The organism is Streptomyces sp. VNUA24 (genome assembly GCF_029167005.1).
Classification (GTDB): domain Bacteria; phylum Actinomycetota; class Actinomycetes; order Streptomycetales; family Streptomycetaceae; genus Streptomyces; species Streptomyces scabiei.
The window spans coordinates 7221616-7233809 of sequence record NZ_CP119143.1 but is presented as its reverse complement, the minus strand read 5'-3'; the positions used below and the strand labels follow the sequence as shown (position 1 = coordinate 7233809).

12 protein-coding genes are annotated in these 12194 nt (G+C 72.7%); 7 read left to right on the top strand and 5 right to left on the bottom strand.

What is annotated here, in order from left to right; all coding sequences use genetic code 11:
- Positions 1 to 14 precede the first annotated feature (14 nt).
- Complete coding sequence (locus PYR72_RS30985) at positions 15 to 659, top strand: lipopolysaccharide biosynthesis protein (protein WP_275458338.1); 645 nt, start codon at positions 15 to 17, stop codon at positions 657 to 659.
- Positions 656 to 1837, top strand: coding sequence for a GNAT family N-acetyltransferase (locus tag PYR72_RS30980; protein WP_275458337.1), 1182 nt, complete (start codon positions 656 to 658; stop codon positions 1835 to 1837). The genes PYR72_RS30985 and PYR72_RS30980 overlap by 4 nt, the downstream gene beginning before the upstream one ends.
- A 22-nt stretch (positions 1838 to 1859) precedes the next feature.
- Here the strand turns inward: PYR72_RS30980 and PYR72_RS30975 are convergent, their stop codons facing one another.
- Complete coding sequence (locus PYR72_RS30975; RefSeq protein ID WP_275458336.1) at positions 1860 to 3281, bottom strand: glycosyl hydrolase; 1422 nt, start codon at positions 3279 to 3281, stop codon at positions 1860 to 1862.
- Between the two features lie 179 nt (positions 3282 to 3460).
- Between PYR72_RS30975 and PYR72_RS30970 the strand changes: the two genes are divergently transcribed.
- Together PYR72_RS30970 and PYR72_RS30965 are read left to right on the top strand one after the other, a co-directional pair.
- Entirely contained in the window at positions 3461 to 4750 is a 1290-nt protein-coding gene (locus PYR72_RS30970; RefSeq protein ID WP_275460571.1) for an ATP-grasp domain-containing protein, read from the top strand.
- Positions 4750 to 6009 carry an NAD(P)-binding domain-containing protein gene (locus PYR72_RS30965; RefSeq protein ID WP_275458335.1) on the top strand — a complete coding sequence of 420 codons (1260 nt, stop codon included), beginning with the start codon at positions 4750 to 4752 and terminating at the stop codon, positions 6007 to 6009. Before PYR72_RS30970 ends, PYR72_RS30965 begins: the two co-directional genes overlap by 1 nt.
- A 50-nt stretch (positions 6010 to 6059) precedes the next feature.
- Here the strand turns inward: PYR72_RS30965 and PYR72_RS30960 are convergent, their stop codons facing one another.
- From PYR72_RS30960 to PYR72_RS30950, 3 genes are all read right to left on the bottom strand, one after another.
- A complete protein-coding gene (locus tag PYR72_RS30960; protein ID WP_275458334.1) occupies positions 6060 to 7079 on the bottom strand; it encodes a chaplin in 1020 nt (339 codons plus the stop codon).
- A 108-nt stretch (positions 7080 to 7187) separates the two neighbouring features.
- Positions 7188 to 7445, bottom strand: a complete 258-nt coding sequence (locus tag PYR72_RS30955; protein WP_275458333.1) for a chaplin — start codon at positions 7443 to 7445, stop codon at positions 7188 to 7190.
- Between the two features lie 253 nt (positions 7446 to 7698).
- Positions 7699 to 8109, bottom strand: coding sequence for a rodlin (locus PYR72_RS30950; protein ID WP_275458332.1), 411 nt, complete (start codon positions 8107 to 8109; stop codon positions 7699 to 7701).
- A gap of 256 nt (positions 8110 to 8365) precedes the next feature.
- On the opposite strand from PYR72_RS30950, the gene PYR72_RS30945 reads away from it, so the two are divergent.
- Together PYR72_RS30945 and PYR72_RS30940 are read left to right on the top strand one after the other, a co-directional pair.
- Entirely contained in the window at positions 8366 to 8794 is a 429-nt protein-coding gene (locus tag PYR72_RS30945; protein WP_013003486.1) for a rodlin, read from the top strand.
- Between the two features lie 174 nt (positions 8795 to 8968).
- The gene (locus PYR72_RS30940) at positions 8969 to 9397 is read left to right on the top strand and encodes a rodlin (protein ID WP_275458331.1); all 429 of its coding nucleotides are present in this window, start codon (positions 8969 to 8971) and stop codon (positions 9395 to 9397) included.
- Between the two features lie 83 nt (positions 9398 to 9480).
- Here the strand turns inward: PYR72_RS30940 and PYR72_RS30935 are convergent, their stop codons facing one another.
- Positions 9481 to 11406 (bottom strand): AMP-binding protein, encoded by a 1926-nt coding sequence (locus PYR72_RS30935; RefSeq protein ID WP_275458330.1) that lies wholly within the window; start codon positions 11404 to 11406, stop codon positions 9481 to 9483.
- A 122-nt stretch (positions 11407 to 11528) separates the two neighbouring features.
- On the opposite strand from PYR72_RS30935, the gene PYR72_RS30930 reads away from it, so the two are divergent.
- On the top strand, positions 11529 to 12185 hold the full coding sequence (locus tag PYR72_RS30930) for a chorismate mutase (RefSeq protein WP_275458329.1): 657 nt from the start codon (positions 11529 to 11531) through the stop codon (positions 12183 to 12185).
- Positions 12186 to 12194 lie beyond the last annotated feature (9 nt).

The following is a 12194-nucleotide window of genomic DNA, read 5'->3' as shown; positions in this document are numbered from 1 at the left end:
GTACGTCCGAACGTATGCCCGAAAACTCTCATCGTGGACCGGCCCACGGCGCCCGTGGCAGGTCCCTTCCCCCCTGGTCCCTGCTCGCGGCCGGCGCGCTGCTCGGCGGGGTGGCCGGGGGCGCGTACGGCGTGGTGAAGGCACCCGTCTACACCGCCACCAGCTACGTCGTCGTGGTGCCCGGCGAGGGGTCGGACACACAGTCGGCGCTCGGCTTCGCCCAGGCGTACGGGCGGGTGGCGACGCAGGTCGCCGTGCTCGGGGACGCCCAGGTGTGGGCGGGGGTGCCGGTCGAGACGCTGCGCAAGGACGTGCGGACGGCGACCTCGCCGGACGCGCCGATGGTGGCCGTCTCCGCCACCTCCTCGCGGCCGGACCTCGCCGCGGACATGGCCAACGCCGTCTCCCGGGCGCTGACCCGGCACGCGAACGACACCAAGAGGTCCACGCGCGTCGAACTGCAGCAGTTCGCCCGCGCGACCCGGCCGACCGAGGCGTCCTCGGCGTCCCCGGCGGTCACCGGTCTGGTGGGCGCCGCGGCCGGCGGACTGCTCGGCGGACTCGCCCTGCTGATCCGGCCCCGGCGCACCCCCGACGCCCCGCCGACGGCCTCCGTGCCCGGCCCCGCCCACTCCGCCGACGCCCACGGCCAGCTGTGACCAGCACCCTGCACGCGGGGGCGAGCACCACCCTGCACGCCGAACTCTGCACCGACGAACGCGAGTTCGGCGAGCTGGCCGGGCCCTGGGACCGCCTCTACCGGCGGTGCGGCACGGCCACTCCCTTCCAGAACCACGCCTGGCTGCACTCCTGGTGGCTGTCGTACGGCACCCCCGGCAGGCTCCGGCTGATCGTCGTCCGCGACGGCACCGAGCTGCGCGCGGTCGCCCCGCTGATGCTGGTACGGCGACCGCTGCCCGCCCTCGTCCCGCTCGGCTGCCCGATCTCGGACTTCGCGGACGTGATCGTCGACGACGAGTACGCCGAGGAGGCGTCGACGGCGCTCGCCGAGGGCCTGGCCGCCGCCGCCCGGACCGCGCTGATCGACTTCCGCGAGGTACGGCCGGGCGCCGCCGTCGAGCAGATCTACGACCGCTGGCCGGGCCCACGCCGGAAGGTGGCGGACTCCGTCTGTCTGGAGCTGCCCGCACGGCCCATGGACGAGCTGCTGAAACGGCTGCCCAGCTCCCGGGCCCAGCGGGTGCGGGCCAAGCTCCGCAAGCTCGGTGACCTCGGCATCGAGCCGCGGGCGGTGGGCGCCGACGAGGTGGACGCGGCCCTGCGGACCATGCTGGACCTGCACCGCCTCCAGTGGCAGGACCGCAAGGTGACCACCGAGCACATGCGGCCCCGCTTCTCCGAACACCTGACCAGGGCGGTCGGGCCGATGGTGCGCTCGGGGGATGCCGTGGTGACCGAGTTCCGGCTCGACGGCGACGTCCTGGCCGTCGACGTCACCCTGCTGTCGCGCCGGCTGGCGGGCGGCTACCTCTACGGGGCCCATCCGCGCCTGCGCGAACGCAAGGCCGACGTCGCCACCATGCTGCTCGACGCCTGCGCCGGGCACGTCGGTTCCGGCGTCCACCAGGTGCTGAGCCTGCTGCGGGGCGCGGAGCCGTACAAGCTGCGGTGGCGCCCGGACACCGTCGTCAACCAGCGGCTGCTGCTCGCCCGCCGCCGCACCGCGCCCCTGCTGTCGGCGGTCGCCTGCGACGCGGCGGCCCGGCTGCGCGGCAAGGAACTCCTCCACCGGTGGCGGGCCCGCAGGGACGCCGAGCAGAACCGGGAGCGAGGAGACCGGCCGGAGCGGAAGGAACGCGGTGGCGGCGGGCCCTGAGCGGCCCGCCGCCGGTTCCGGATCACCGGTAGCGCGACCACCAGTCGGTGCGGACGCAGAGCTTCCCGCCGAGCCAGTACTCCACCCAGTCGCCCAGCTCCAGCGGCGAGCAGTTCGGCGGACGGACGGGCGTGGTGGGAGCCGGCTTCGGCGTGGGGGACGGCTTCGGTGTCGGGGTGGGCGTGGGTGTCGGGGTCGGTGTCGCGGTCGCGCCCGTGTCGCGTCCGAAGAGCATCGACCGGTACACCTGCGCCGCCTTCGGGTTGCTCGCGCACTGCCAGACACCGTGCGGGCAGTAGTCCGTGAGCGTGTTGTAGAGCGGCTTGTGCTCGTCCATCCAGGCGAGCATGCGCCGCATGTACTCCGGGTTGTCGCCGTTGCGGAAGAGTCCCCATTCCGCATAGGAGATGGGCTTCTTGTGCTCCTTCGCGAAATCGACGTGCGCCTGCAGACCGTACGGCTCCTTCACCTGTTCGTCGAAGGTGATGCCGCGCGGCTGGTCGTAGGAGTCCATGCCGATGATGTCGACCGTGTCGTCCCCCGGATAACACTGCGTCCAGGGAATGGCGTCCCGGCCCCGGTTCGGGGTCCAGTCGAACTTGAATTTCTGCCCCGGCACCGCGCGCATCGTGGTGACGATCCTGTTCCAGTACTTCTTCCAGCTCTCCGGGTCGGGCCCGCAGCGATGGGTGTACGTGATGCCGTTCATCTCCCAGCCGAGCACGATCACCGTGTCCGGGATCCTCAGCTCGACCAGCCGCTCCGCGAGCCGGCGGTAGTGGTGGTCGAACTGCCCGGCGGCGGCGCGGCGCAGCAGAGCCCGGACCTCCCAGTCGGAGACGCCCTCCTCGTTGCGCTCCATCATGGGCACGTTGAGGACGAACATCCGGTCGTCCTCGTCGCGCCGCCACTCGGCCCACGAGTCCAGGAAGCCGGGCAGGCCCTCGATGTTGGACCAGCGGTCGCCCGGCAGGTAGGTGTGCGCCACCCGCAGGTCGGAGCCGCCGAGCCAGTCGCTCAGCTCGGCGATCCGGGCGACGCCGCGGGGGCCGTAGTGCAGGTAGGCGCCGATGGCCGGCAGTTGCTCGGGGACCTTCGGGGTCGCCGCGGGCGTGACCGGTACGGGCGTTCCGGCCGACGGCTGCACGGAGGCGGCCGATGCGGACGGTGCCGTCGGGACGGCGGGGGCGGGCGTCTGAGCGACCGGGGTCTGGGCCACCGGGATCTGGGCGGCCGGCACCGGGGTGGCGGCAGCGGGTGCCGCCGGGGCCGTGGGCGCGGCCGGGACGGCCGGTGCCGGTGGGTCGGTCACCCGGCCCGCCGGGCCGACGGCGTACACCGGCACCGACGCGAGGGCGAACGACGCGACCACGCAGGCCGCGACCAGCGCCGGCCGTCTGTCGCGGGGCCGCCTCTGCCGGGGCCGCCGCTGTTGTGGAGCCATGTCCGCTCCCCTCTCCGCTCTGTTCACTTCACTGCTTTCCGCCGCCGAATTCCACCTACTGACAATCAGTCATACGAATACGGATTCCGCCAACCGGGGCTCCGGCCTTCGGGTGCCCGAATCGCCCGCACGGGTGACCCGACGTCAAAGAAATGTGCGAGGACCCCGACGAAATGAACGTGTCGCCCTTCGACACCCGCGTTCCGGCCGTTCTGCTGCGAACGGACCGCAATCCCTTCCACCACGGAACACTGGGCGCCGTCCGCTCCCTGGGGCGCGCCGGTGTGGAGGTGCACCTGGTCGCCGACTGCGCGGGAAGCCCCGTGGGCAGCTCCCGGTTCCTCCACACGACGCACGCCCCGCCCCGCCTCGGGGCCTGCCCCGAGGAGTTCGCCGCCGTACTGCGCCGGGTGGCGGTCCGGGTCGGCCGGCCGGCCGTGCTGGTCGCCCTGGACGACGCGAGCGCCGTGGCCACCGGCCGGCTGCGCGAGGAGCTGACGGACCGGTACCTGCTGCCCGCCGGGCCCGCCGGGCTCGCCGAACAGGTGGCCGACAAGGCGGAACTGGCCGCGCTGTGCGGAAGGTTGGACCTCCCCCACCCGGCCACGGTGGTCCCCGGCAGCCCGGCGGAGGCGGCGGCCGCCGCGCGGGAGCTGGGTCTGCCGGTGGTGGCGAAGTGGAGCCGCCCGTGGCTGCTGCCCGCCGACGCGGGGCTGCGCAGCACGACGGTGGTGCGGTCGGCCGGGGAGGCCGCGGCCCTGCACCGGCGCTCGGCGCAGGCCGGCAGCCGGCTGCTGCTCCAGGCGTTCCTGCCGCCGGGGCTCGACCGCGACTGGTTCTTCCACGGGTACGCCGACCGCGCCGGCGTCGTGCGCGCCGGCGGCGCCGGCCGCAAGCTGAGCGCCTGGCCGCGGGGCGCGGGCCTGACCGCCGTCGGCCGCTGGACCCCGAACCCGGAGGTGCGGGCCCTCGCCGAGCGGCTGACCGGCGCGCTCGGCTACCGGGGTGTCCTCGACCTCGACTTCCGCCTCGACCACCGCACCGGCGCGTACCATCTGCTCGACTTCAACCCCCGCCCCGGCGCCCAGTTCCGCCTCTTCACGGACACGGCCGGCCTGGACGTCGTCCGCGCCCTGCATCTGGACCTGACCGGCCGCCCGGTCGTGGACGGGTCCCCCGTGCCGGGCCGGACGTTCGTGGTGGAGAACTACGCGCCGCTCACCGCGCTGCGCCGGCCGTCCCTGCCGCTCCCGCCGTCCCGCCCGGACGCGCGCGAACTGGCCTGGTACGCGCGGGACGACCGCGCCCCCGGCCTCGCGCTGTGGTCGCTGTGGCCGCGCCGCGCGCTCGGCCGCCTGCTGGCACCCCGTACCCCCCTCCCCCTCCAGCGCGACTCCGCTCCCGGCGAGGACCGCGCCGGGAGCCGTGCCGACAACCGCGCCGAGAACGAGAAAGCGAGCAGCCCCTGATGTACGACCTGCTGGTGGTGGGCGCCGGCCCGTACGGCCTGTCCATCGCGTCCCACGCCGCGGCCGCCGGGCTCAGCCTGCGCGTCCTCGGCCGTCCCATGGCGTCCTGGCGCGACCACATGCCGCCCGGCATGTTCCTCAAGTCCGAGCCCTGGGCGTCCAACCTGTCCGATCCCGAGGGGCGTTGGCGGCTCGACGCGTACTGCGCCGAGCAGGGCTTCGAGGCCCGCCACGGCCGGCCGATCCCGGTCGGCACGTTCGCCTCGTACGGCCTGTGGTTCGCCCGCAACGCCCTTCCGCCCGTCGACGAGCGGATGGTGACGCTGCTGCGGCGTGGCTGCGGCGGTTTCGAGGCGGTGCTGGACGACGGCGAGACGGTCCGCGCCCGCGCGGCCGTCCTCGCCGTCGGTGTCGTCCCGTTCACCGAAGTCCCGCCCGTGCTGCGCGGGTTGTCGCCCGAGCGGGTCTCCCACAGCAGCCACCACGGCGATCTCGCCCGCTTCCGGGGCCGGGACGTCACGGTGGTCGGCGGCGGCCAGGCGGCCCTGGAGACGGCCGCCCTCCTGGCCGAACAGGGCACGCGCGTGCGGGTACTGGCCCGCGCCGGCGCTCTGCGCTGGAACGACGTACCGCCCCCGCTGGAGCGCCGGCCGTGGGCCTCCGTCCGCTCCCCGCACAGCGGTCTGGGCTGCGGCTGGCGCAACTGGTTCTACGCGGAGCGTCCGGGCTGGTACCGCCGCCTGCCGGAGGCGAGACGGGTGCGGACCGCGGCCGAGGCGCTCGGCCCCGCGGGCGCCTGGTGGATCCGCGACCGCGTCGAACCGGCCGTCGAGGTACGGCTCGGCCAGGAGATCGCGGTGGCGTACGAGACGGGGGGCGTCGTCCGTCTGGAGACGGTCGGCCGCAGTGGCGAGCTGACCTCGCTGGACACCGAACACGTCATCGCGGCCACGGGGTTCCGGGCCACCTGCGAGCGGCTGGACCTGCTGGCCGGTGACGTCCGCGCGGAGCTGGTGCCGCTCGCCGACGGCTCCCCCTCGGTCGGGCGGGACTTCGAGTCCTCGGTGCCCGGCCTGTTCCTCGCGGGTCTCACCACCGCGGCCGGGTTCGGCCCCGCGATGCGCTTCGTGCACGGCGCGTCGTTCACGGCGCCGACCCTGGTCCGCGGGGTACGGCGGCGGCTGCGCTCGGGCGTGCCGGGCGGGCGGATCCCGGTGCCGGGGGCACGGGCGGACCTGGCCTCCACCACCGGGTCGTGACACGGGCGGGTGCCGGGCGGCGCGCTGCGCGTCCCGGCACCCGCCGCGGCTCAGCGACCGGAAGCGGCCCGGCCCCGCCGGTACAGGATGCTCCCGCCCGCGATCAGCGCGAGGCCGGCGGCCCCGGCCGCGAGCAGCACCTCGGGGTCGCTGCCGGTCTCGGGGAGGGTGGGCGGGTGGTCCGTCGGGGGGTGGCTGGTGGAGGGCCCGCCCGTCGGCGGCTTGTCCGTGGGGCTGGGGTGGCCCGTCGGGGGCTTGGTCGTGGGGGGCGTGGTCACCGGGGGCTTCGTCGGCGGCTTGCCCGTGGGGCTGGGGTGGCCCGTCGGCGGCTTGGTCGTCGGGGGCTTCGTCGGAGGCTTGGTCGTGGGCGGCTTCGTCGGCGGCTGGTGCGGGGGCTTGGTGGGCGGGGTGTCGCCGTAGCCGACCTCGGTGTCCTCGTCGGTGTCCGGGGCGTCGCCGTAGTCGCCCGGGGTGTCCTCGTGGCCGCCCTGCGATCCGCCGTCGTGCCCGTAGCCCTCGTTCCCGTGGCTCTCGTCGTCGCCGTAGCCGTCGTTCCCGTGGCCCTCGTCGTCGCCGTAGCCCTCGTCGCCCTCGTCGTCCCCGTACTGCGGGTGCTCCGCGGGCTGGATGTACTGCTCGTGCGTGTCCGGCGGCGTGGCCTCCTCGTAGGCGTCCGGCCGGGTGTACTCCTCGTACGCCTGCTCCCAGGAGTCGTCCGGGTCCGCCGCCGCGGCCGGCGCGTACTCGGGCTCCGCCACCGGGGTTGCGTGGCGCTGCGGGGCGTCCTGGGCGTCCTGGGCGCTCCGGGCCTTCTCCGGGGCGTGGTCGCCGGTGTTGCCGCACTTGTTGCCGACGGACGGATTGCCGAGGGACGCGGCGTCCACGGTGTTGCCGCAGATGTTCACGGGGACGGTGACGGGCACCTCGACCGCGTTGCCCGACGCGACACCGGGCGAGTTCGAGGCGGCGCCGTGCGCGCCCGTGTCCGCGAGCGCCGACGTGCCGTAGAGGGACAGCAGTCCCGTCGCCGCGGCGGCCACGACCATTCTCTTGCGCAGGTCCTGTCGCATCTCTTTCTTCCTGCTCGAAGAAGGGGGAAAAGCCGGCCTTGGAGCCGTTGCGAACACTCCAAGACCGGCTGAGGCACAGCCGAACGGCTGCTGCGATGCGCTACGACGTCAGTCGTTGATGCACACGTTGCCGGCGGTCGGGTTGAGCAGACCGATGATGTTGATGGAGTTGCCGCACACGTTGATGGGCACGTGGACGGGGATCTGCACCACGTTGCCCGAGAGGACACCCGGGGAACCGATGGCGGCGCCGTGGGCCTCCGCGTCGGCGAAGGCCGGGGTGGCCAGACCCATGGCCATGATCACGCCGGCGACGACAGCAGCGCTCTTCTTGAGCTTCACGTCATATCCCTTCTCTGCGGTCATGCCTCAATTGACGGCCGAAACCGAGCGAGCACAGCATGAACGGCTCGCATCATGACCCGCAGTCTGCGAACGAGGAATAGACACCGGAGGAAACTGAGGAACGCCGGGGGCAGGGTAATTCACCCGATCGCCCCGCAATATTGTCGGAAAGTCTTATCGGTGGCACTCCATCGGCCCATACGGTGAAAGACGACAAGCCCGGGCCGCCCGCACCCATGGTGCGGGCGGCCCGAGCCGCGTTTCGGTCCGGCGGTCAGCCGTTGTTGTTGCCGTTGCCGTTGTCCGAGAGGATCGGGATGTCGGACAGGATGTGCGACAGCGGCTCGTCACCCTTGGCCTGGGTGGAGTTCTCGGTGCACTGCTGGTTCTGCGGGGCCGACAGGATCGGGATGTCCTGGGCGGCGATTCCGGCGAGCAGGCCGATGCCGCCGACGTTGAGCTTGGCGGGCAGGCCGACGCAGGGCTTGTTGAGCGAGCCCTGGACCAGCGAGAGCTGCGGGCTCATGTCGCCCTTGGTCACCGAGTTGCCGAACGCCTGGCTGGCACCGTTACCGCTGAAGGACGTGGTCCCACCGTCGTCGGCGAGCGCCTGCGTGGCGGTGGCGGCCGCGAGGCCGGTGATGGAAGCGGCGACCGCGACTGTGGCCATTGCCTTCTTGAGCATTTCGCATTCCTTTCCTGGCGGACCCGCGGGTCCATGCTCTGGCAGCAACGGCCGGATGCCCGCCGCGGTTTCGGCACATCACCCGTTCGGCCCGCTCACGGCGGCGAATTCCCGGGGATCGAAAACACTTCGCGCGCCCCCTCGCTCACTCCCTCGCGTGGGCCGACGGAGTGAATCAGAGCAACCGGACGGTCCGGAGAGAAGTTGTCCATGGCGCTCCGGTGGAACGGGGTTCTTCCATGAAGGGACATCGCAAGTGATCAAGAAGTTCATGGCCGCAGCGACGATCGCCGCCTCCGTCGTCGGAGCCTCGGCCGCCACCGCGCCCCAGGCCCTCGCCGACGACGGCGGCACCACCACCTTCAGCGGGAACGACGCCCACCAGGTGTACGGAAACTCGGCGACCTACGGCAACATGAGCCCCCAGATGGCGCTGATCCAGGGCTCGTTCAACAAGCCCTGCATCGCCCTGCCCGCCAAGCTCAACCTCGGCGGCATCGGCGCCCTGGGAGTCGCCCTCCAGGACATCCCGGTCCTGTCGGCCCCGCAGAACCAGCAGTGCACCGAGAACTCCACCCAGGCCAAGGGTGACGAGCCGCTGTCGCACCTGCTGTCCGACATCCCGATCCTCTCGGACAACGGCAACGGCAACAACAACGGCAACAGCGCCGCGAAGAAGCACTGACACCACGGCCGCGCGAGTGGGTCGCCGATCTCCCGGCGGCCCACTGCGAGATCGAAATGTCGCGATAAGCCGCCTAATGCGCCGATCGGGGCAATGGGCGCAACTGTTGGCCGGACATCCTGTTGATCAGGGCGCAACTCCGCAACGGAGTCCGCTTTCCGAAAGGGATCGAACATGAAGAAGCTGTGGGCCACCGCGGCTGTTGCCGCCTCCATCACCGGCCTCGCGGCCGGCGTCGCGCCCCAGGCTCTCGCCGACGACGGTGGGACCACGTCCTTCAGCGGCAACGGTGCCAGCCAGGCGTTCGGCAACTCCGTGACCAAGGGCGACATGAGCCCGCAGCTCTCGCTGGTCCAGGGCTCGCTCAACAAGCCCTGCATCGGCCTGCCGGCCAAGATCAACGCCGGTGGCATCGGAGCGATCGGAGTCGCCCTCCAGGACATCCCGATCCTGTCCGCCCCGCAGAACCAGCAGTGCACCGAGAACTCCACCCAGGCCAAGGGTGACGAGCCGCTGTCGCACATCCTGTCCGACATCCCGATCCTGTCCGACAACGGCAACGGGAACGGCAACGGCGGCGGCAACGGCGCCAAGCACCACTGACGCCTCCACCGGACACACCGGAGCGGGTCGCCGAGTCCATCGGCGGCCCGCTTCGCCGTGCTCCGGCAGGTGGCGGCCCCGGCTCACTTCCTCGCGTACAGGGACTCGATCGCCGCCGCGTACGCCGCCACGACGGCTTGGCGTTTGACCTTCATCGAGGGGGTGAGCAGGCCGTTCTCCTCGCTGAACTCGCCTTCCACCACCTTGAACTCGCGAATGGACTCGGCGCGGGAGACGGCCTGGTTGGCGTGGTCCACGGCCTGCTGGACGTCGGCGCGCATCCGGGGGTCGGCCACGATCTCGGAGAGCGGGGTGTCGGGGGACATGCCGCGTACGTGCAGCCAGTGGGTGACGTCCTCGGGGTCGAGCGTGATCAGGGCGGCGACGAAGGGGCGGTTGTCGCCGACCACGATGCACTGGCCGACCGGCGGGCGGCTGCGCAGCCGGTCCTCCAGCACTGCGGGGGAAACGTTCTTGCCGCCGGAGGTGACGAGGATGTCCTTCTTGCGGCCGGTGATGGTGAGGTAGCCGTCCTCGTCGAGTGCGCCGAGGTCGCCGGTGGCGAACCAGTCGTCGGTGAGGGCGGCGTCGGTGGCCACCGGGTTGTTCCAGTAGGTGCCGAAGACGATGCCGCCCTTGATGAGGACCTCCCCGTCGTCGGCGATCCGGACGGCGGTGCCGGGGACGGGGCGGCCGACGGTGCCCGGGCGGGGCTCCAGGGGCGGGACGATGGTGGCGGCCGCGGTGGTCTCGGTGAGGCCGTAGCCCTCGTAGACGATGACGCCGGCGGCGTAGAGGAAGAGGTTGAGGTCGCGGTCGAGCGGGGAGCCGCCGCTGATGGCGTAGCGCATCCGGCCGCCCAGTTCCCTGCGGATGCGGCGGTAGACCAGCAGGTCGTACAGGGCCCAGGCGGCGTACAGGCCGGGCGTCGGGCCGGGGCCGCGGTCCAGGAACTTGTCCAGGTGTGCCTGGGCGAAGCGCACGCCGACGCGGTGGGCGCGGTCGAAGGAGGCGCCGCGGCCTATGCGTTCGGCGGTGGCGCGGCCGGTGGCGTGGATGCGCTCGAAGAGGTACGGGACGCCGACGAGGAAGGTGGGGCGGAACCTGCGCAGGGCGGGGCGCAGTTCGTCGGGCTTGATGCTCGGGCAGTGGCCGATCTCGATGCGGGCCATCAGGCAGGCGATCTGGATCGCGCGGCCGAGGATGTGGGCCAGGGGGAGGAAGAGGAGTGTGGAGGCGGTCCGGCCGGTGATCTCCTTGAAGATCGGGTGCAGGAGCTCGACCGTGTTGGCGGCCTCCGCGTGGAGGTTGGCGTGGGTGAGGACGCAGCCCTTGGGGCGGCCGGTGGTGCCGGAGGTGTAGCAGATGGTCGCGGCCGTGTCCGGGGTGAGGGCGGCGCGGCGCTTGGTCACCTCGTCGTCGGGCACACCGCGGCCCAGGTCGGCGAGGTGGGCGAGGGCTTCCCGGTCGATCTGCCAGACGTGCGGGGGCTGGGAGTGCCCGGCGGTGGCGGTGGCCACGGCCTCCGCGTTCTCGGCGCTCTCCGCGACCACGAAGCGCGAGCCGGAGTCACGGACGATCCACTCGATCTGCTCGGGCGAGGACGTGGCGTAGACGGGCACGGACTGGCCGCCGGCCGCCCAGACGGCGAAGTCGAGGACCGTCCATTCGTAGCGGGTGCGGGACATCACCGCGACGCGGCCGCCCGGTTCGAGGCCGGCGGCGATCAGCCCCTTGGCCGTCTCGGTGACCTCGCGGGCGAAGGCGGCGGCGGTCACCGGGTGGAAGGTGCCGTGGTGGTCGGCGCGGCGCAGGACCACCGCGTCGGGTGCCTCGGTGGCGTTGACGAAGGGCAGGTCGGCGATGCTGCCGCCGGCCGGGCGGGGCGCGAGGGCGGGCGTGCGCGCCTCGCGGACGACACCCCGCGCGTCCCTGACGACCTCGGTCCTCGCGCGGTCGGTCAGGCCGCCGCGCTGTTTCGCCCGGTTCAATTCCCCGCGTACGCCCATCACCACTCCCCGAGGCCCCATAAATGACGTTACCGGCGAGTCAACTTACCGGTACGTAAGGAAATATCAATGCTTTGGTATGACTGCGAAGGTCGAGAAGGGGCGCGTGATAGGTGTGGATCATGCGCCCCCACCGCTTCGGCCTCACCCTGATCTCGGCAGTCGCCTCCCTCTCCGTCTGCCTCTCCGCCGGTTCCGCGTCCGCCCTGGCTCCGCACGGTGCTTCGCCGGTCGCCGCCGAGTCGCCCTCCGCTCCTCCTCGTACGGCTCCCGGCGCCCGGTCGCTCACCGTCCTGACGGATCTGTTCGCCGAGCGGCTGCTCGTCGCGGACAAGGTCGCGGCGGCGAAGTACGGGACGACCACGCCGATCGACGATCCCGTGCGGGAGAAGGCGATCCTCGACGACGTGGCGGCACGGGCGGTCGGGCTCGGCCTCGACCCGGATGCCGTCACCGCCGTGTTCCGGGACCAGATCGAGGCCAACAAGCTGGTGCAGCGCGGCCTGTACGCCCGGTGGGACGCGCACCCCGAGGAACGGCCCACCGAGCGGCCCGACCTGGTGAAGGAGGTCCGGCCGGTGCTCGACCGGATCACCACCCAGTTGCTGAGCGCCCTCCAGGAGACGGCGTCCCTGCGGGCCGGGGCGTCGTGCGGGCCCCGCCTGCGGGTGGCGGCGGTGTGGTCCGCGGTCGACCACCGGCTGGACCGGCTGCACGGGCAGGGCCTGGTGCGAGCACTGCCCTCGGTCTGCGGACCGGGCCCCGCGGCTCGGGGATGAACGGCGGCG

Coding starts and splice junctions, on each gene's coding strand:
- PYR72_RS30975 (WP_275458336.1), bottom strand. CDS start 3,281: ATGGCTCCACAACAGCGGCGGCCCCGGCAGAGGCGGCCCCGCGACAGA.
- PYR72_RS30950 (WP_275458332.1), bottom strand. CDS start 8,109: ATGCTCAAGAAGGCAATGGCCACAGTCGCGGTCGCCGCTTCCATCACC.
- PYR72_RS30965 (WP_275458335.1), top strand. CDS start 4,750: ATGTACGACCTGCTGGTGGTGGGCGCCGGCCCGTACGGCCTGTCCATC.
- PYR72_RS30955 (WP_275458333.1), bottom strand. CDS start 7,445: ATGACCGCAGAGAAGGGATATGACGTGAAGCTCAAGAAGAGCGCTGCT.
- PYR72_RS30960 (WP_275458334.1), bottom strand. CDS start 7,079: ATGCGACAGGACCTGCGCAAGAGAATGGTCGTGGCCGCCGCGGCGACG.
- PYR72_RS30930 (WP_275458329.1), top strand. CDS start 11,529: ATGCGCCCCCACCGCTTCGGCCTCACCCTGATCTCGGCAGTCGCCTCC.
- PYR72_RS30940 (WP_275458331.1), top strand. CDS start 8,969: ATGAAGAAGCTGTGGGCCACCGCGGCTGTTGCCGCCTCCATCACCGGC.
- PYR72_RS30935 (WP_275458330.1), bottom strand. CDS start 11,406: ATGGGCGTACGCGGGGAATTGAACCGGGCGAAACAGCGCGGCGGCCTG.
- PYR72_RS30985 (WP_275458338.1), top strand. CDS start 15: ATGCCCGAAAACTCTCATCGTGGACCGGCCCACGGCGCCCGTGGCAGG.